Genomic DNA, 18,020 nt, shown 5'->3' with positions numbered 1-18,020 from the left:
CCCAGATGAGCACCACCACGGGGCCCGCCCCCGAAACAACCGACCAGCAGACGCCCGCTCCCAAGTCGATCGTCCGCCAGCCCGTCGTCCGCCGACGCCGCCCCGGCTTCATCGCCATGGCCGTCGCGCTGATCGCGGTCGGCGTCGGCGCCAACGCGTGGCTGTACATGTCCACCGGCAACCGCGAGCCCGTCGTCGCCGTCGCGCACGACGTACCCATGGGCGCCCAGCTCACCGCCGACGACCTCGTGGAAGCCCGGATCGCCACCGACCCGGTCCTCGCTCCGGTACCGGCCAGCCAGCTGAAGAAGATGATCGGCAAGCGCACCACCGTCGGCCTGACCAAGGGCAGCCTGCTGACCACCCTGTCGGTCACCGACCAGCCCCTGATCAAGCAGGGCCAGTCGCTGGTGGGCGTCTCGCTCTCCCCCGCGCAGATCCCCGCCAGCCAGCTGAGCCCCGGCCAGAAGGTCAACGTCATCCACACGCCGAAGAACAACGGCGCCGCTGCTGCCGACGGCGCCGCCGGCGGCAGCAAGACCACCACGGTGCAGGCCGTCGTCATCGAGGTGGGCAAGGCCGACAACAGCGGCGACCGCGTCGTGGACCTCGCCGCCAACACCCTTGACGGCGCGACCCTGGCCCAGTGGTCCGCGAACGGCGAGGCCTCCCTCGTCGTCGTGCCGTCGGGGAGCTGACATGGCCGTCATCGCCTTCGCCGGCGCCAGCGGCGGCCCCGGAGTGACCGCGACCGCCCTCGCGGCGCTGCTCACCTGGCCGCTCCCGCAGGGACGCCGCGCCATCCTGGCCGAGTGCGACCCGGACGGCGGCTCGATCGCCGCGGGCTATCTCGAGTCGCGGGTCCTGGGTGACTACGGTCTGCACAACCTGGAGGTCGCCCACCGCCGCCGCCAGCTCGACCAGGACTTCTGGTACCAGCTGATCGACCTGTCCGACAAGGACACCCAGGACCGTCTGCTGCTGCCCGGCCTGACCAACCCCGCCCAGGCCGCCGGCCTCAGCCAGGTCTGGCAGCGCCTCGGCCTGCTCTTCGAGCAGTTGCAGGGCCAGGACCCCGGCTACGACGTCCTGGTGGACCTCGGCCGCTCGGGGGCCACCGGCACGGCCAGCGCCCTGGCCCGGTCCGCGGACCTCGTCGCCGTCGTCGTGCGCCGCACCCTGCGCTCGGCCAGCGCCGCCAAGCCGCGAGTCGAGGCGCTGCGCGCCGCGCTCGAGGTCCGCGGCCACGACAGCGGCCGCCTCGGCCTGGTGGTGATCGACGACGGCGACTTCCGTCCGCGGGACATCGCCGAGCAGCTGCAGCTGCCCATCTTCGCCACGCTCCCCCACGACCCGAGGGCCGCACAGGTCCTCTCCCACGGCGGCGACGGCGGCCGGTACTTCGGACGATCCGCCCTGTTGCGCGAAGCGCGCGCCATGTCCGAACAACTGCGCGGCCTCGCCATCCAGGAGCAGCAGAGGCTCCTCGCACCCGTAGTGCGCTCGCAGACCGTCCTCGACCGAATGAAGGGAGCTGTCAATGCAGCGCGGTAAGCCCCTGTACGCACCGGGCCAGGCCTCGTACCTGCCCGAACAGGTCCCCGTCGCGGGATTCCCCATCGCGCCCGGCCCGGTGGCCCCGGCCCTGATGGCGGCGAAGGCACCGGCCCGGGACGGCCGTGTGGTCGCCCGCAAGTCGCTGTGGGACTGGGAGACCGTCAGCAGCCTGCGCGAGGAACTCAGCCGCCAGATGGCGCCCGAGTTCCAGGCGTACCGGGAGAGCAACAAGCGGGACATGCCCGCCGACGACTCCGAGCAGCGCGGCTGGGAGCTCATCAACGAGCTCGTCGCCCGCTGGGCGGCGGACTTCGCCGCGGCCCGGCAGGTCTCGCCGGCCGAGTCGGACGAGACCAGCCTCGCGCAGGCGGTGTTCGACGCCCAGTTCGCCCACGGCCGCCTCCAGCCCTACCTGGACGACCCGACGGTGGAGAACATCCTGATCAACGGGTGCGACGACGTGTGGATCGACTACACCGACCGCCCCCGGCAGCTGGTCGACCCCATCGCGGAGAGCGACGAGGAGCTGGTGGAGTTCCTCCAGATGCTCGCCCGCCGCCACGGCGCCGGCGAGCGGAGCCTGTCCAAGGCGTCGCCGACCCTGGCCCTGCGGCTGTCGGACACCTCGCGTCTGCAGGCGATGACCGAGTCCACCCCGCGGCCGTACGTGACCATCCGAAAGCAGCGGATCCGCTCCGTGACGCTGGAGGACCTGGTCAAGTACGGCACCATCGACGCCGGGATGATGCACTTCCTCAAGGCCGCCATGGCCGCGGAGAAGAACATCATGATCAGCGGCACCCAGGGCGTCGGCAAGACCACGATGATCATCGCGCTGGCCCGCGAGATCGACCCCCAGGAGCGGGTGGGCACGCTCGAGACGGAGTACGAGCTCTTCCTCCACGAGGTCGGGCACCTCAAGCAGGTCGTGCCGATGGAGGCCCGCGAAGGCAACGGCGAGCGGGTCGACGGCCGCGAGGTCGGCGAGATCGAGATCGCGGACCTGATCGCCCCCTCCCTGCGCATGATGCTCCGCCGCATGATCGTCGGAGAGGTCCGCTCCCGCGAGATCGTCCCCATGCTCCAGGCGATGTCCGCGGGCGAGGGCGGATCGCTCTGCACGATCCACAGCCGCAAGGCCGAGGGCGTCTTCGCGCGCATCGCCCAGCTGTGCATCCAGCACGGCGACGGGATGACGCAGGAGCTGGCCTACCTGATCGCCGGCGCGGCGCTGGACTTCGTCGTCCACGTCAAGATGATCGACGAGACCCGCCTCGGCGGTAAGAAGGTCCGCTTCGTCGAGCAGATCCTGGAGGTCACCGGCGAGGCCAGCGAGACCGGTCTTCCCGCCACCAACAAGATCTTCGCGCCGCGCCCCGGGTCCAGTGACCCGCGCGCCGTGCCGACCGGCGTCAACCCGGCCTGCCTGGACGACCTGGTGCGCGCCGGCTTCAACCCGGAGTGGCTGCGCAACGAGAACGGCAGCTGGGGCGGCCCGCTGGAGCTGAAGCGGACGGCGGTGGCCTGATGGGTCTGTTGATCGCCGGCTTCGCCGCGCTGTTCGTCATGGGCGGCCTCGCCCTGTTCATCGTGGGCGTGCGCGGCACCGAGGTGGCCGACCGCCCGGTCAAGGTCAAGCGCACCCTCCCGCCGAAGACCAAGAGGCTGCGGCAGCTGCAGATCAGCGGCGCCGCGATCGCCGCCATGCTGACCTGGCTGGTCTCCGGGTGGCTCCCCTCCGCCCTGCTGGTCGCCGGCGCGGTCTTCTTCCTGCCCTGGCTCATCAACCCGAACAAGGCAGCCAACGAGCAGATCGAGCGGCTGGACGCGCTCGCGCAGTGGACGAAGCGTCTCTCCGACCTGGTCCGCACCGGTACCGGCATCGAGGAGGCGATCGCGGTGTCGGTCCGCACCGCTCCGCGGCAGATCGAGCGCGAGGTCGCCGACCTCGCGGTGCGCCTGCAGTCGCGGGTCTCCGCAGGGGACGCGCTGACCGCGTTCGCGCGGGCGATCGGTGACCCGCGGGCGGACCTGGTCTCCGCGGCGCTGCTGCTGCGGATGAAGGACCGGGGGCCCGGCCTGGCTGACGTCCTGTCCGACCTGGCGGCCCGCACCTCCAACGTGGTCAGGCGCCGTCGTGACGTCGAGGCGGACCGGGCCAAGCACCGCACCACCACGCGGTGGATCTGCGCGATCACCCTGGTGGTGATCGTCGGGTTCTCGTTCAACAAGGCCTACATCGAGCCGTACGGCACCCCGCTGGGGATGCTCGTGCTGGTCATCCTGATGGCCGCGGTCGTCTCCCTGTTCTGGTGGATGAGCCGCCTCGGCATGGACAAGCCCCTGCCCGGCTTCATGGAGTACGACGAGCGTGCCGCCGGCTCGGACACCGACCCGGTGCTCGCGGAGGTAGCGCGATGAACGAACTCACCGTCGCCCTGCTGGCCGGAGCCGGCATCGGACTGGGCCTGTTCTTCCTCGTCCGCGAGCTGCTCCCCTCCGGCCCGGCGCTCGGCCCGGCGCTGGAGCGGCTGCACGGCAAGGCCCAGGCCCCGGTCCGCCGCCGCGACGACCAGCGTCCGCTGATCGAGCGTGTCGGTGACCGGGTCGCCGAGCGGGTCAGGGACTGGCCCGGTGTCAGCGTGCCGGTCAAGAACCTCAACCTGGTCGGCGACACCGTCGGCGAGTTCTTCGGCAGCAAGGCCCTGCACTTCGTCGTCGGGCTGCTCCTGCCGTCCTTCTTCTCGCTGGTCGTCACTCTCGCGGGCATCGACCTGCCCTTCTTCCTCACCGGCCTGGCCGGCGTGGCTGTCGGGGTGGGCCTGTGGTTCCTCCCCGACGCGCAGCTGGCCAAGCGGGCCGCCCAGGCCCGCGCGGAAGCAGCGCAGGCGGTCATGGCCTACATGGAGCTCGCCGCGATGGAGCGGATCTCCAGCTCCGGTGCCCAGGACACCCTGGAGCGGCCGGCTGAGGTCGGCAACGGCTGGGCCTTCCGCCGCATCCAGGCCGCCCTGGTCCGCGCCCGCCTCGACCGGGCACCCGCCTGGGACGCGCTGCGCGCCATCGCCGACGAACTCGACGTACCCGCAGCCGGCGACATCGCCGACATCGTGGCCAGCGCCGGGACCGACGGCGCCGCGATCTACAGCACCCTGCGCAGCCGGGCCGAGAGCCTGGCCGACGAGCAGGCCGCCGCCGAGCAGGCCCGGGCGAACGCCGCCTCCGAGAGCCTGATCGTGCCGGTGACCCTGCTGTCCATGGTCCTGCTGGTCTTCTTCGGCTTCCCCTCCGTAGTCCGCATTTTCCTCGTCTGACCCGCACTCACAAGGAGCACATCACCATGAACACCTCTCCCGCTCTGCGCATGGCGGTCACCGCGTACACCGCGCTCGCGCACCTCCTGTCGGCCGCCGAGCAGAAGTTCACCGACGCCCGCGAGGAAGGCGACCGCGGCGACAACAACATCTCCACGATCATGTGGATCGTCGGCATCGTGGCGTTCGCGGCGATAGCCATCGCCGCGTTCAAGGTCCTCGGTCAGTCCAAGCTCGACGACATGAAGGGCCTGTAAATGGCTCTTCGGGCACTCGCCCGTCGTATCCGGCAGCGGTGGCGGGAGGACGACGGCGACGCGAGCTTGCAGATGCTGATCTGTTTTCCCGCCGCCCTGCTGCTGTTCTTCTTGGTGATCGAGACCTGCAACATCTACTTCGCCAAGCAGGCCGCCACCACCGCGGCCCGCGAGGCCGTCTCCGGTGCTCGCGCCTACGGCAACAGCACCGGGGACGGTGTCGCACGGGCCAACTCCGTCTTCCAGCGTGTCCACGGCACCCTGGTCAGCCCCCGGGTGAGCGCTTCCGGCTCCAACGCGAACCGCGTCGTGTTCACCGTCACGGCCAAGGCACCGTCCATGCTCGGGCTCAGCATCACCATCACCGAGCGCGCCACCGGCCCGGTAGAGAGGTGGACCACCCCGTGACCAGCAGCACACGGTTCCTGCGCCGTTGCGAGGACGACCGCGGCAGCATCGCCGTCGAGTTCCTGATGTGGGTCCCCGCCGTGATCGTGTTCCTCGCGATCGCGTTCGTGGCGGGGCGCATCGTCATGGCCGGCAGCGCCGTGGACTCGTCGGCCGCAGCCGCCGCGCGCGAGGCCTCGATCGCCCGCAGCCCCGGTGAGGCGCAGGCCAACGCCCGGGCCGCCGCCGAGGTCGCGCTCTCGGACCAGAAGCTCAAGTGCTCCAGCACCAGCGTCAACGTGGACACTTCCGGCTTCGGCGCCCCGCTGGGGGCCTACGGCGCCGTCACCGTACGCGTCAGCTGCACGGTGCAGCTGGACGACCTCGGCTTCTCCCTCGGGTCCAAGAAAGTCCAGTCCAGCTTCACTTCCGTGATCGACAGGTACAGGCAGCGATGAGCACCACCACCTCCGCCTCCCGCCTCGGCTGGCTCCGCGACGACCGCGGCTCGCTGTCGATTTGGTGGCTGCTGATGATCATTCCGATGTTCGTCATGCTCGGCCTCTGCTTCGACCTCGGCGGGAAGCTGCGCGACGTCGAACGGGCGGACGCGATCGCCGCCGAGGCCGCCCGCGCCGGCGGCCAGGCGATCGACCCCGCGAAGGCGATCGCCGGCACGGCCGTCGTCCTGGACCCCGGTGCGGCGCGGCAGGCGGCCTACCAGTACCTCAACTCCGCCGGTGTCCGCGGCACGGTTACGGTCAGCGGCGACGGTAAGAGCATCAACGTCCACGTCACCATTCAGCACAAGACGATTTTCTTGCAGGTCATCGGCCAGTCCTCGCTTTCCGTCGAGGGTCACGCCAGCGCTGAGCTCCTGCACGGCATCGGCGCTCCGGAGGGATGATCCGCGCCATGACACCGACTCGCCCCCACACCGCCCGACGCCGCGTCCGGGCGGTCGATGTCGTCCGCGGCCTGGTCAGCCTGGTGGTCCTGTTCGCCCTCCTCGCGGGTCTGCCCGTGCTGCTGTGGGCCCTCACCGGCGTGCTGCTGCCGGAAGGGGTGTCACTCGACGAGATCACCTCGCTGCTGACCAGCCACCAGCTGGGCGCGCCGTTCTTCGCCGTCGTCATGGCGATCGGCTGGATCGGCTGGGCCACCTTCGCCCTGTCCACCCTGCTGGAGATCCCCGCCCAGTTGCGCGGGCGCCCCACCCTGCGCCTGCCGGCCCTCGGCTTCCAGCAGCGCATGGCCGGCGCCCTGGTCAGCAGCGTCCTGGTGCTCCTGCCCGTCGGGACCGCGATGGCGGCGCCGGCCTCGGCCGCCCCCGTCGTCACGCACTCCCCCACCGCCATCACCGCCCCGGCGACCGTGCAGGCGGCCACGACCGCCGACACCCCGGCCGCCGCGGCGCGCACCGCCGACCAGCACCCGGGGACCTACACCGTCGAGGCCCGCGACAGCCTGTCGAAGATCGCGCTCAAGCAGCTCGGGGACGCCTCCAGGTGGCGGGAGATCGCCGCGGCCAACGACGGCAAGACCATGGTCGACGGGACCACGTTCTCCACTCGCAGCGCCCTCCAGCCGGGCTGGAAGCTGGTGATGCCCAAGGACTGGAACGCCACCGACCGCGAGCACCGAGTCCAGCCCGGCGAGACGCTGTCCTCGATCGCGGAGAAGGAACTCGGCAGCGCCGCCGACTACCCCAAGCTCGCCGAGCTGAACGAGGGAGTGCAGCAGCCGGACGGCCGGACCCTGACGGACCCGGACAAGATCTATCCCGGCTGGGAACTGCAGCTACCGCACACCGCCGCCCAGCCCTCCGGCGACGCCCCGGCGGCGCAGACCCCGGAGGCGGGAGGGGGCGGTCAGTCCGCCCACGGCACCGACGGTGGCCAGGGCGCCGGACCGACCGCCGAGACCCCCGCGCCCCACACCGGCGACAGCGCGGGCCAGAGCAGCACCCCCACGGCGGAGCCCACCAAGGAAGCCCCGAAGCCCCCGGCAACCCCGGACACCGGCGCGGACCACAGCCAGCCGGCGGCCGCCCCGAGCACCGCGCCCGCGAACCCGCAGGCCGAGCAGCCCCAGACCCCCGTCGCAGCGCCGGCCGACGATGCCGACGACTCCTCCGTCGCGTCGGTGGCCTTGGCCGCCACCAGCCTGTTCGCCGCCGCCGTCCTGGCCGTCCTCGGCGGCCGACGCGCGCTCCAGCAGCGCCGCCGCCGCCCGCGGCGACGCATCCCGATGCCGCAGCAGGCCACCGCCACGGCCGACCTGGAGAAGCAGTTGCGGGTCGCCTCCGACCCTGAGGGCCTCGACCTGGTCGACTTCGCCCTGCGCACCCTGGCGGCCAACTGCGCCAAGGCCGGCCAGCCGCTCCCGCCGCTGGAAGCCGTCCGCGTCACCATCAAGGGCCTGGAGCTGTACCTGTCGGCGCCGACCCCGCAGATCGCGCCGTTCACCGAGATGGAGGAAGGCCCGGACCGCTGGTGGTGCCCGGCCCGGGGCGCCCAGCTCCTGGACGAGGACCAGGCCCGCGACACCATGCCCCCCTACCCGGCGCTCGTCAGCCTCGGGGAGACCGAGGAGCGCGAACCGGTCCTCGTCAACCTCGAGTCCGTCGGCGCGCTGCGCCTGACCGGCACCGGCACCGACATCCGCGCCGTCATGCTGGGCATGGCCGTCGAGCTGGCCTCCTCCGGCCTGTCCGACGACACCACGCTGCTCCTGGCCGGCCTCGGCGAGGAACTCGCCGGCGTCTTTCCCGTCCGCGTCGAGTACCAGGAAGATCTGGCACAGGCCCTGCCGGAGCTGCGCGCGCACGACGCCATGCAGCGCCGTGCTCTGGAAGCAGGCGACTTCGACGATCTCGGCCAGGCCCGCCTGTCCGAGGACGGCGGCGACACCTGGATCCCCAAGGTGCTGATCGCCCCCACCGCGCCCAGCGGCGACGAGGCGGAGGCCCTGGCCGACCTGCTGTCCTCGCGGCCCTGCACCGCGACCGCGATCGTCACCGAGGCCGGTGACGAGCTCGAGGTCCCCGGCGCGTGGACTCTTCCGGCAGCGCCCGGCAGCCCGGTGCAGCTGCCCGGGCTGGATCTGACAGTCACTCTGCAGAGGCTGGAGGAGGAGGCATACCTGCCGCTGGTCCAGCTGCTCGCCACGGCCGCCCGCACCGACGACGTCCCGGCCCCCGCCTGGACCCACGCGCCCGACGGCACCGCCGTGCCGAACGGCCCGAGTCCCATCCCGCAACGAGGCGACTCCGCCCTCGCGCAGGACACGACGGAGGACGGCGCCGACGACGAGGACACCGCGCTGGAGGACGCCGACGAGCAGCAGCTCACCGTGCCGCCGGCCGCTCCGATCGTGCAGGTCGCGGTCAGCGCCCTCCGGTCCTCCTCGGCCACCGCAGTACCCGACCTCGGCCTCAGCGCCCTGGCGCCCTCGGTCACCGGCACGGCCGGCGGCGACCTCGTGGAGGAAGCCGAAGACACGATCGCACCGGAGGTGGAGGCGTTGCCCAAGGAGCTCTTCGACGAGACGCTCAAGGAGGTCCTCGACGAACGCGGCGACGAGGCCGAGGAGGCGGAGGGAGGCGAGGAGCCCGAGGACCTGGACGAGCTCGCCGTCGGGCAGTCGCCGGAGGGTTCAGCCCTGTCCCCGGCGGCCCTGGGCCGGCCGGAGGACATCCCGGTCGAGCCGGAGGCCGCGCGTCCCGTACGTCCGGCCACCCGGGTCACCGCCGTCACCTCAGGCGTGCTGGCGGCCCTGAACACGCCGCCGGACCCCCCGGCCGCCCCGCAGATCCGGGTTCTTGGACCCGTCGACGTGATCAGCACCCTCGGCAAGGTCGAGTCGTACCGCCGCAACGGGCTTACCGAGATCGCCGCCTGGCTGGCCCTGCACCCGGGCAAGTCCCGCCATGAGCTGGACGAGGCGGTCTGGCCCGGCCAGCGGGTGCGCGCCGACACCCGCAACACAGCGATCTCCAAGCTGAGGGCCTGGCTCGGCCGCGACCCGCTCCTGGCGGCCGACGACCCGTCCGGCGCCTACCTGCCGACGATCAGCGGCGGCATCTACAGCTTCAACGACCAGGTCACCAGCGACTGGCAGGAGTTCCAGGCGTACTACCGGGAAGGGATGCACTACTCCGGCACGGAGGCCGACACGGCGCTGGCCAACGCGCTGGCGCTCGTCCGCGGCAGGCCCTTCAGCGACATCAACCAGTCCAAGTACGCCTGGGCCGAGTACGACATCCAGGAGATGATCTCGGCCGTCGTGGACGTCGCGCACGAGCTCGCCACCCGGCGCATGGCGGTGCGCGACTACCGTGCCGCGCTCGCGGCGGCTTCCCGCGGACTGGTGTGCGACACGATGAGCGAGCTGCTCTACCGGGATCTTTTCACCGTCTACAGCGAGACCGGTGACCGCCAAGGGATGGAGCGGACGGCTCATCAGCTGACGCGCATCGAGATCGAGAGCGGCTCCGATTCCGCGCCCGAGACGGTGGCCCTGATCAACGCGCTGATGGAGGCGAACCGCATCGCGTCCGCCTGACCGGGCACGCGTCGGGGCCTGTCCGTACCGGAAGTCCGGTACGGACAGGCCCCTGCCGTTTCGATCCCCTGCCTCTTCGCTCAGGCGTCGGCTGCGACGCTGAGCGCGGCCCGCAGAGCTTGTTCGAGGAGAGGAAGAGCGCTTTCCTGGCAGGCGCCCAGCGTTACAGGTCGCTCGGTCGGCGTGGCCAGGTCCCAGCCGTGGGGCTGGAGACGAACCACGAGACAGGGCTGAGGGTGGTCGCCGAACCGCATCGGCCCGGTTCGAGGCGGCATGACGAGCACTCGCAGACCGGCCAGCGGCACCTCCTGTGAGCGAGCGGTGCGTACCGCCGCGCCGATGTGGTCGAGTTCCCGGGCCACCGCTGCCACCTCTTCCAAGGTTGGCGTGCGCTCAACCCACCAGTTGATGTTGACGGGTTCGTTGCCCGGCTTGGTGTCCGGCCACGCCAGTGCGGGATGCACGCTCTGCATCCACGCTCGCATCGCGGTCCATGCGTGGCGCTGGTCGTCTCCGCGGCGTCGCTCCGTCCACCAGCGGAGAAGGCCTTCCGTTCCCCCGTGGGCCTGTGCCGCAGCGCTCTGGGCCGCGATGGTCCGCTCTTCCAGGTCCCTGACCTCGCGCTCCAGGGTCTTCACCCGGGTTCGCGCGATGTCGAGTTCGGCTTGCGCGACGTCGAGCTGCGCGCCGAGGCGGGCCGGATCTTCGGTCAGGCTCACTGGATCAGTCATCTGCTACTGCCTCTTCTTCCGAGTCGGGTGCCAGCGCCTCCCGATGAAGCGCGCCGGGCACCGATCGTTGCCCGTCGGGTTCCTGGGCTCGGCCCGGGGCTGTTCACCGAGAGCCGCGCTAGTCGGCCTCTACCCGGCGGGTGGGGCCCAGGTGGGCGATAGCTAGACACTACCTATAGTCATAGACTTAAGCAAGTTCTCCGGCGCCGCGGTTCGGCGCGCTGGAGAACCTGCTGGCCGCCCCCGCGGGCACCTGGATGCCCTTCGCCGCGTGGTCCCGCCGGCCTTCCCCCGTCCGGCCCCCAGCGCTGACCCTGCGGACTCGTGGCCGGCGCGGTCAGGGGCTACGCCAGTCGGAGCGGACCTCGTCCCAGACGTGCCCGAGCCACCACAGGCGGGTGGGAGGCGTTCCAGGCGTCCAGCTCCGGATCGCCGGTCGGGTAGCGGGGGAAGGCGGATATCCCGTGCCGGGCGCAGAAGTCGGTCCAGGCGCGGAGCAGGTCGGCGTGGTAGGTCTCGGGGGCACCGTTGTGGTGGAAGCGGAATCGAGGCATGGGTCTTTCCTCGGCGGGTGGTTGGGGCGGTGCCCGGTCGCGGTCAGCGGTCCGGGCTCTGCGCGGCTTGGGTTCGGCGGGCGGTTTCGCAGAAGGAGGGCCGGCACGGTACTTCCCGTACCCGGTAGCGGCTCCAGGCGAGGCGGTGATCGCACAGGTGGCGTTTCGTGTCGCCGTGGATGCAGCGTTCGGCGATGTGCAGGTGGGGCGGCATGGCGGACTCCCGCTCGTTCGGACGGGCCCGGCGGGGCAGTCGCCGGCCGGGCCCGGTGGGGTGTCAGTAGCGGAGGCGGGTGCCGTCGAACACGGCGTCGTCCGGGAGGGAGGCGCCGGGCACCAGGCCGGTGATGACGCGGTGGGGAGCGCCGGGTACGTCGGCGAGCCGGACCGCCGGATGCAGCGGTTTGGCCGACATGCGGGTGTCGTCCGTGGTCATGCCGATCAGGCGCTGCTGGGGGAGGTGGACCAGAAGGGCGTCGCCGATGGTGTAGCCCTGGTGGCGGTAGAAGTCGTCCAGGGCGGGCTCGTGGTCGACCGTCATCACGCCGTACCGGGCTCGCGTAAACCGCTGCTCGGCGGCGCTCATCAAGGCGGCGGCCACCCCCCGGCGGCGGTGGTCGGGGTGGACGGCCAAGCCGTTGATCATGCCCACGCGGCCGACCAGCCGCTCCAACAGGGGAAGGCGGTCGATGCCGGGATGGGTGAACAGCCACTTCGGCGGCCCGCCGAGCAGCGCGCCGATGACGGTGCCGGTGTCGTTGTCCTCGGCGACCAGGGCCAGGCTCCGGTCGTGGGAGAGGGGCGGCGTGGGCGGTGAGGCCAGGACATCCCGCGCCAGGCCGAAGGGATCCGGGTCGATGGGGTCGGCGAGGGCGATCACCCGCATGAAGGCGCCGGTGTCGGCGGGGCGGGCGTCGCGCACGGTGAACGCGGCGCCGTCGGAGGAAGGCCGGAGGGCGGACAGCAGTGCCATGGCAGAGGGCTCCTGGGGACGAGAAGGGGAGGGTGGGCGTGGTCAGCGGGGGGCGCGGCGGTCCAGGGCGCGGACCACGCTGGTGAGCGTGTAGTCGGAGACGGTGCGCATCGGGTCGCGGGTGGTGCCGCGCTGGGGGTCGTAGGCGTACACCCGGGCCTTCGCGTCGAAGGAGCGCATCAAGGTGACGGCCGTCTCCAGGAGTTGGACCTCGTCGGGGAGGCTGCCAAAGTCCGGTTCGGTGTGCAGAGCGGCGAAGCGGCGCCGGTCCGCGAACGGGAACTCGCCCCTGTGCATTCGGCCCGGCACGAAGCCCCACTGCTCGTGGAAGTTGTCCCAGTAGTCGTGAACGGCGGCGGAGGGGTGGCCCTGGTAGGGCTCGCGGGTGATCGTCGCGCCGGGCTCACGGAGCAGCCAGGTGATGCGGTGCGGCTTGTCCCACATGGCGCCGCAGTCCATGAACACGCTGTCGTTGGGGGTCGTTGCCGTCCAGACCTCCGGCTCGGTCCACTCCCCGCCGTCCGCACCGGGGAGCTCCTTGGGGCCCACCCCGGCGACGACCGCCGTACTCGTTCCGTCGCCGTTGTCGCGCAGCCAGGCGTATTCGCCGGCAGTGGCGGTGAATCCGGGCCCGGGGCTCCACTGCGGGGCATCGGGGAACGCCGCTTCGGGGAAGGAGAGCACGACCGTGACGCGGCCGCGGCGGTCGAAGCGGCGGGGGTTCCAGGTCTGGTTGATGGCGGCCTCTATGTGGCGGCGCAGGCTTCTCTTCATGTGCGGGGACTCCTCGGCTGGAACAGGGCGCGGGCCAGGGGCGAGCGGTCGCGCGCCGGTGAGGGCGGGCCGGGCCGAGAACGGTCATCGGCACGGTCAGCTGCCGCCTCGTTCGGCGACATCCACACAGTAACTCAGACTCATAGAATTAAGCAATGTCGCGAAGCTCTTGACCTTCATTAATCTCACTCATAGAGTTAGGCAATCAAAGCGAGGCGTCTTCGCCTCGTATTCGCGGCACGCCGCCGGACCTCCGCGCAGGCCCCGCCGCACTGGCACACACTCCTGAGGACCCCTCTTCATGCTCTCCGCGCACCCCTGGGACCACGACCAGGCCATCACCGCGCTCGCAGCGCCGGGCGGCACGGGCGACCGGCACCGCTGGCAGATCGCCGACACCGGCCGCACCTTCGCGGTCCACGGCTCCCACGCCTTCCCCGGCCACCCCATGTACGACATCTACGAGACGACCGACGGCGCCCCGCCGGTCCCGGCCGCCCGCCTCGCGCAGCTCCACTCGCTCATGCGGGCCCGGCTGCTGATCGCCAAGCTCACGCGCCCCGCCTTCACCGCGAACTGGGAGGTGTGGGAGACGGCCCTCGTCGTCGGCGAGGGCATCGACCTTGCCACCGCCCCCGTACGCGAGCGCGGCACCTGGACATTCACCTTCGACTACGCCCTGGACACCGAGCGCGAGGGCTACCGATACGACGCACGAGGCCCGCTCCTCGAAGCGGCGTTCCAGGCCGCCGCCGACTTCTTCCACGACAACGAGGTGACCGACCCCGAGGCCAGTGAGGACGGCATCCTCGGCATCGTTCTGGCCTCCTACGCCCGCCGCTGCCCCCTGTCCGGCCGGGCGGCCGGAGCGCGGCTGTGACGGCCCGCTGGCGGCGGATGGACCGCACCGCCATGACCGGCTCCCTGGTGAACTGGCCGACCCGCCTCGACAGTTACGGAGGCTGCGGCACCAGCGTCTACGCCGTGTGGCCCGAGGTGTCCGACGAGCCGATGGTGGTCTGCTCCCCCGGCCTGCTGCTGCACGCCCAGCTGCAGGAAGAGCCCATCGGTGAACCCGGCCCGTGGGCCGTGGTCTTCCCCGACCGCGACGACGGCGACCCCGAGACCGCCGAGCGCTCGACCGGTCTCCTGGCCGCCCTCCTGCTGGGCACCACAGGAGCGAGCTGGGCGATGCGCGAACCGGACGCCGACCCGGCCACGCCGATCGCCGAGTGCTTCGCGGGCTTCTGGACCGCGAGCCCGCACGACCTCACCGCCGCAGGCCGCGCGGTCGTGGACGCCCTCACCCAGTCCTACGACCGCCCTCCCGTGTTCCTGACCGTCCAGGACACCTGACCTCCCCCCCCCAACTCCCGAAAGGACCAACTGCTGTGACCCCCCTGATCAATACCGGAAGTCACGCCCGCCAGCTGCTGAGCCAGGACGCCCGCGTCGCCATCGGAGCCGCACTGGTCGCACTGGAGCACCAGTTCCACGAGTCCGTCGCCTGGGGCAGCCTGCCGGTCACCTGGATGCAGATCCGCCTTCCGCATCCGGAGATGATCGACCCACAGCCCGCCCGCCACGCGGTCGCGGTTGAGGACATGGACGTCCCGGCCTGGGCCCGCAAAGGCGGGCCGACATTCCAGAGCGCGATGGAGGAGTACGGGCAGGCACTGCTCGACGACTCCGCAGGTCTGGGCGAAGATTCCAGGACCAACCCGATGGGCCCGGTCGTAGGGCTGCTGGCCCTGGCCGAACGGTGGGCGCTCGACCAGGGGGGACGCATCGAAGGCGTGGACATCCTGGACACTCCCGGGGCCAAGCAGCAGCGCAGCCTGATCGCCGTGCTGGCCGACGGTACGGTCCTGGCCGTCACTCGCACCGCCGGTGAGCCGACGACGCACCGCTCCCAGAACCACATCTCCCGGTGCCCCCGGGGCCGCACCCTGGCCCCCGCGCTGTGGCTGATGGGACAGGGAACGGGCGTCTTCCCGCTGGAGATGCCCCCGCCGGTGGAGCGCGTGTAGAGGGACCGTCCGGCCCGGGGCGCTGAAGCGCCCCGGCTGGGGCGAAGTCCGAGGATCGTCTGGTGCCGGGCTTGTCCGAGCGGCGACAATGACGGCATGCGTTTCGACCTGACCGATCTGCTGCACGCGACCGCCGAGGTGCTGGACGCAGCCGGCCCGCTGGAGCCCCTGCGGCTCGCGCTCGCCGGCCGGGACGTGCAGGTTTCCTTCGCGGAGTTCACCACGATGGCGGACCAGCGCAGCAGCGTCGACCGGCTGGCCGCGGCGACCGGGGCCGACCCGGTGCTGTCCGAGCTCGGCGCGCGTGCCTACACCTACACCCTGACCGCGGACCTGCCCGGCGGGATGGTGCTGGTCGCGGGAACGCACCCGACCCTGAACCGGTCCCGCCCCGAACGCTCGACCTCCACCGCCGCCACCGCGGCGCTCCTGCGAGCCCTTCTGCCCTGGGCGCAGACCCTGGCCGCCCTGCCGGTCTCGGTCAGCGGGCTCGAGGTCACCGACACCGCGCACCGGTTAGGAGTGCAGCTGCTCGTCGACGGCGCCGACGACCCCAAGGCGGCGATGGTCGCGGCCTCGACGGGGGTCACCGCGCTGCGCACCGCCCCCGCCATCCCGTTCGGAATCGACGGCCGCGGACGCCTACCGTCCGGGCACCCGGTGCTGATCAGCGTCATGTAGGGGAGCCTCGACCACCCGACACGGAAGTGTGTACCTAAGTGGACACTCGGATGAGCCGTGTGTACCTTCATGCTCACTTACCGCGAACAGGCGAGGTGGCTGTGCCCGTACCCTTCGACCAGGTCCTGCCCGCCGGGGACATCCCCGATCTCGAGGACGCCCCGCTGTGGCGCGATACGCGGGGCCGGCCCCTGCACAGGCAGTGGGGCGGCGCGACCTACGAGGTCCGCAACCACCTCGACGGCTGCATCGTGGTGTGCCGCACCGCCGAGCCGACGGCGACCAACTACCCGCTGGCGCAGGAGGCCGAGTACGCCTTCCACCGCGCCCTGGCCAACACCGTGTTCGCCGACGCGGCGCTCAGCAAGGGCTGGGACGCGGACAACCGGTCGGCGGCCGGCGCGGAGCCCGGCGGGGACCGGTGGGCCGCGGCATGGGTCAGCAACGGGGTGCCGGGCTTCACCGAGCACGACACCTGGGACGGAGCCCACCGCGCCGCGGCCGAGCGGCTGGACGAGATGGCCGACGGCCTCGTCCTGACCGGGGACACCCTCACCGCGCAGATCGCCAGCGCCCACCTGAGGCGCTGCGCGAACCAGGTCCGGGACGTGGTGCTGACCGCCGAGCTGGGCGACGCGGTCCGCCGGGGCAAGGCCTGGATGCAGGAGGAGCGGCTCGTCAAGCAGATCGCCGCCGGTCTGGAGATCAACCGCCGCTTCCTCTACCGGGTGTTCGACGGCACGGAATGGCGCCGGCGATGACCGGGCCGCCCCGGCAGGCCGGTGTCCCGGCCGGCGGTGTTCGCCGACAGGAGGCGGACCGCGCCGCGCTGGACCGGTTCCTGTACGGCATGCCGTACGCCGATCTGCTCGCCCACGGCCCCAAGCTGCCCCTGAACACCGCCTGGCGGCACCTGCTGCACCGCACCGGTGCGGTGGAAGCCGTCCGGGCGGCGTGCGGCGGATGGGCCCCGGCCGTCGACACCCCGGAGTCGGAGCAGACGATCGCCGCGCTGGTGCCCCGTTCGGGCCCCCGCGCTGACACCGTCGTCGACGTGGTCGCCGTGGCCGGCAGCGCCCTCGCCGAGACCCGGCGGCGCGACGAGGCCTTCGCCGGCTACGACGAACGGTGGGCCGGCGGCCGCGGCGCCCTGCGCGACCTGGTGCCCGCCGACATCGGCGCGGTGCGCAGCCGGCTCGCCCCTCCCGGCGCCCTGCTCGCCCATCACGGCCTGGCGACCCCTCACCATCTGCAGGACGGGCGCCTGCTGCGCGTGTCGGCCGGCCTGGCCGCGTACAGCTCGGTGCCGCACTTCGTCCCCGGACCGCTCGCCGAGGACGCCGCGACCACCGCGATGATGGACGCGCGGACCCGCGCGGAACTGACCTTGCCCGCCCCGTCGGTGCTGCTGTTCCACGACGGTGTGCCGTTCGACGCGGTGGCCGACGACGGCGACCTGGTCGAAGCCGCCGGTGAAGGGCGCCTGCCGCTGGGTGATGCGCCGATGGTGATGGGCGGCGTGCTCACCGCCCGCGAAGACGGGCACCTGGACGACGGGCTGGGCTGGCTCCTCACCGCGGCCACCGACCGGGGCACCGGGGCCCCCCTCTACTGCCTGGTGCCGGTGCCCTACGGCGGGCATCCGGCCGGGCGTGCCCTGTACGGCTACGCGGCACTGCTCGCGTTCGAGAATTGGCGGCCGCCGCCCGAGCTGCCCCGGCGGGATGGGTCGGGCCGCCGGGACAGGGAGATCAAGAAGCTCGCGCGGACCCGGCAAGCCCGCGACGGCGCCTTCCACGGCGTCCACTTGCTCGACTACGAGCCTCCGCCGGAGGAGCCGGCCGCGCGGGCGCGCTCCGCCGCAGGGGCGGGCGAGCTCGCGGCCGGCACCTGGCGTCGTGCCCACGTCCGCCCGCGCGTGCGCTATGGGATCCGCGACGGCAATGGGCGCAAGGTCGGGCCGGTCTACAAGGGGAACGCGGTGCTCGGGGTGACCTACGAGTACCGGCACCGGTGGGTGGCGCGGACCCGGATCAGGCCGGACCAGCCGCTGGCGGACCAGGAGACGGTGTACGCGGTGGGCGGCCCTGACTGGAGGACATGAGGGAGCGCGAAGGTGGGTCAAGGGCGGTAGCCAGACATAAGATGATTGCTTAATTCCATGAGTATGCGTATGGTGGTTGCCACCGGGCCGGT

Annotated in this window: 20 protein-coding genes; 16 read left to right on the top strand and 4 right to left on the bottom strand. The window is 72.0% G+C overall.

Features of this window, described 5'->3' with window-relative positions; translation table 11 throughout:
* Positions 1-5 precede the first annotated feature (5 nt).
* From IF30_RS0101030 to IF30_RS0100985, 10 genes are read left to right on the top strand one after another with little or no spacing between them, the layout of a single operon-like run.
* Positions 6-698, top strand: a complete 693-nt coding sequence (locus tag IF30_RS0101030; RefSeq protein WP_051708973.1) for an SAF domain-containing protein — start codon at positions 6-8, stop codon at positions 696-698.
* A gap of 1 nt (position 699) precedes the next feature.
* The gene (locus IF30_RS0101025; protein ID WP_030230542.1) at positions 700-1,554 is read left to right on the top strand and encodes a hypothetical protein; all 855 of its coding nucleotides are present in this window, start codon (positions 700-702) and stop codon (positions 1,552-1,554) included.
* Complete coding sequence (locus IF30_RS0101020; protein ID WP_051708972.1) at positions 1,541-3,085, top strand: CpaF family protein; 1,545 nt, start codon at positions 1,541-1,543, stop codon at positions 3,083-3,085. The genes IF30_RS0101025 and IF30_RS0101020 overlap by 14 nt, the downstream gene beginning before the upstream one ends.
* Positions 3,085-3,978: a type II secretion system F family protein gene (locus IF30_RS0101015; protein WP_051708971.1), complete on the top strand. Its 894-nt coding sequence runs from the start codon at positions 3,085-3,087 to the stop codon at positions 3,976-3,978. The genes IF30_RS0101020 and IF30_RS0101015 overlap by 1 nt, the downstream gene beginning before the upstream one ends.
* Positions 3,975-4,871: a type II secretion system F family protein gene (locus tag IF30_RS0101010; RefSeq protein ID WP_030230536.1), complete on the top strand. Its 897-nt coding sequence runs from the start codon at positions 3,975-3,977 to the stop codon at positions 4,869-4,871. Before IF30_RS0101015 ends, IF30_RS0101010 begins: the two co-directional genes overlap by 4 nt.
* A gap of 26 nt (positions 4,872-4,897) precedes the next feature.
* Positions 4,898-5,128 carry a hypothetical protein gene (locus tag IF30_RS0101005; RefSeq protein WP_158834643.1) on the top strand — a complete coding sequence of 77 codons (231 nt, stop codon included), beginning with the start codon at positions 4,898-4,900 and terminating at the stop codon, positions 5,126-5,128.
* Positions 5,129-5,536, top strand: a complete 408-nt coding sequence (locus IF30_RS0101000) for a TadE/TadG family type IV pilus assembly protein (RefSeq protein ID WP_030230532.1) — start codon at positions 5,129-5,131, stop codon at positions 5,534-5,536.
* A complete protein-coding gene (locus IF30_RS0100995; protein WP_234322536.1) occupies positions 5,533-5,973 on the top strand; it encodes a TadE/TadG family type IV pilus assembly protein in 441 nt (146 codons plus the stop codon). Before IF30_RS0101000 ends, IF30_RS0100995 begins: the two co-directional genes overlap by 4 nt.
* Positions 5,970-6,422, top strand: coding sequence for a pilus assembly protein TadG-related protein (locus tag IF30_RS0100990; RefSeq protein WP_051708970.1), 453 nt, complete (start codon positions 5,970-5,972; stop codon positions 6,420-6,422). Before IF30_RS0100995 ends, IF30_RS0100990 begins: the two co-directional genes overlap by 4 nt.
* Before the next feature lie 8 nt (positions 6,423-6,430).
* The gene (locus IF30_RS0100985; RefSeq protein WP_234322535.1) at positions 6,431-10,081 is read left to right on the top strand and encodes a LysM peptidoglycan-binding domain-containing protein; all 3,651 of its coding nucleotides are present in this window, start codon (positions 6,431-6,433) and stop codon (positions 10,079-10,081) included.
* A gap of 80 nt (positions 10,082-10,161) precedes the next feature.
* On the opposite strand, the gene IF30_RS0100980 is transcribed toward IF30_RS0100985, so the two are convergent.
* The 4 genes from IF30_RS0100980 to IF30_RS0100965 form a co-directional block, all read right to left on the bottom strand.
* Complete coding sequence (locus IF30_RS0100980; RefSeq protein WP_030230520.1) at positions 10,162-10,800, bottom strand: hypothetical protein; 639 nt, start codon at positions 10,798-10,800, stop codon at positions 10,162-10,164.
* Between the two features lie 356 nt (positions 10,801-11,156).
* Positions 11,157-11,366 (bottom strand): hypothetical protein, encoded by a 210-nt coding sequence (locus IF30_RS0100975; protein WP_030230518.1) that lies wholly within the window; start codon positions 11,364-11,366, stop codon positions 11,157-11,159.
* 277 nt (positions 11,367-11,643) lie between these two features.
* Complete coding sequence (locus IF30_RS0100970; RefSeq protein WP_030230515.1) at positions 11,644-12,339, bottom strand: GNAT family N-acetyltransferase; 696 nt, start codon at positions 12,337-12,339, stop codon at positions 11,644-11,646.
* A gap of 42 nt (positions 12,340-12,381) precedes the next feature.
* Positions 12,382-13,113 (bottom strand): hypothetical protein, encoded by a 732-nt coding sequence (locus IF30_RS0100965; RefSeq protein ID WP_051708968.1) that lies wholly within the window; start codon positions 13,111-13,113, stop codon positions 12,382-12,384.
* A 301-nt stretch (positions 13,114-13,414) separates the two neighbouring features.
* Between IF30_RS0100965 and IF30_RS0100960 the strand changes: the two genes are divergently transcribed.
* From IF30_RS0100960 to IF30_RS46245, 6 genes are all read left to right on the top strand, one after another.
* On the top strand, positions 13,415-13,993 hold the full coding sequence (locus tag IF30_RS0100960; RefSeq protein ID WP_030230509.1) for a hypothetical protein: 579 nt from the start codon (positions 13,415-13,417) through the stop codon (positions 13,991-13,993).
* 32 nt (positions 13,994-14,025) lie between these two features.
* Positions 14,026-14,469 (top strand): hypothetical protein, encoded by a 444-nt coding sequence (locus IF30_RS0100955; protein ID WP_158834640.1) that lies wholly within the window; start codon positions 14,026-14,028, stop codon positions 14,467-14,469.
* A 35-nt stretch (positions 14,470-14,504) separates the two neighbouring features.
* Entirely contained in the window at positions 14,505-15,143 is a 639-nt protein-coding gene (locus IF30_RS0100950; protein WP_030230503.1) for a hypothetical protein, read from the top strand.
* A 96-nt stretch (positions 15,144-15,239) separates the two neighbouring features.
* Positions 15,240-15,824 carry a hypothetical protein gene (locus IF30_RS0100945; RefSeq protein ID WP_030230501.1) on the top strand — a complete coding sequence of 195 codons (585 nt, stop codon included), beginning with the start codon at positions 15,240-15,242 and terminating at the stop codon, positions 15,822-15,824.
* A gap of 101 nt (positions 15,825-15,925) precedes the next feature.
* The gene (locus IF30_RS0100940) at positions 15,926-16,585 is read left to right on the top strand and encodes a hypothetical protein (RefSeq protein ID WP_030230498.1); all 660 of its coding nucleotides are present in this window, start codon (positions 15,926-15,928) and stop codon (positions 16,583-16,585) included.
* The gene (locus IF30_RS46245; RefSeq protein ID WP_051708967.1) at positions 16,582-17,928 is read left to right on the top strand and encodes a hypothetical protein; all 1,347 of its coding nucleotides are present in this window, start codon (positions 16,582-16,584) and stop codon (positions 17,926-17,928) included. The genes IF30_RS0100940 and IF30_RS46245 overlap by 4 nt, the downstream gene beginning before the upstream one ends.
* Positions 17,929-18,020: the final 92 nt, after the last annotated feature.

The sequence above is a fragment of the Streptomyces sp. NRRL S-350 genome (assembly GCF_000719705.1).
Taxonomy (GTDB): domain Bacteria; phylum Actinomycetota; class Actinomycetes; order Streptomycetales; family Streptomycetaceae; genus Kitasatospora.
The sequence above is the reverse complement of the archived record's forward strand: the minus strand, read 5'-3'. Positions and strand labels throughout refer to the sequence as shown.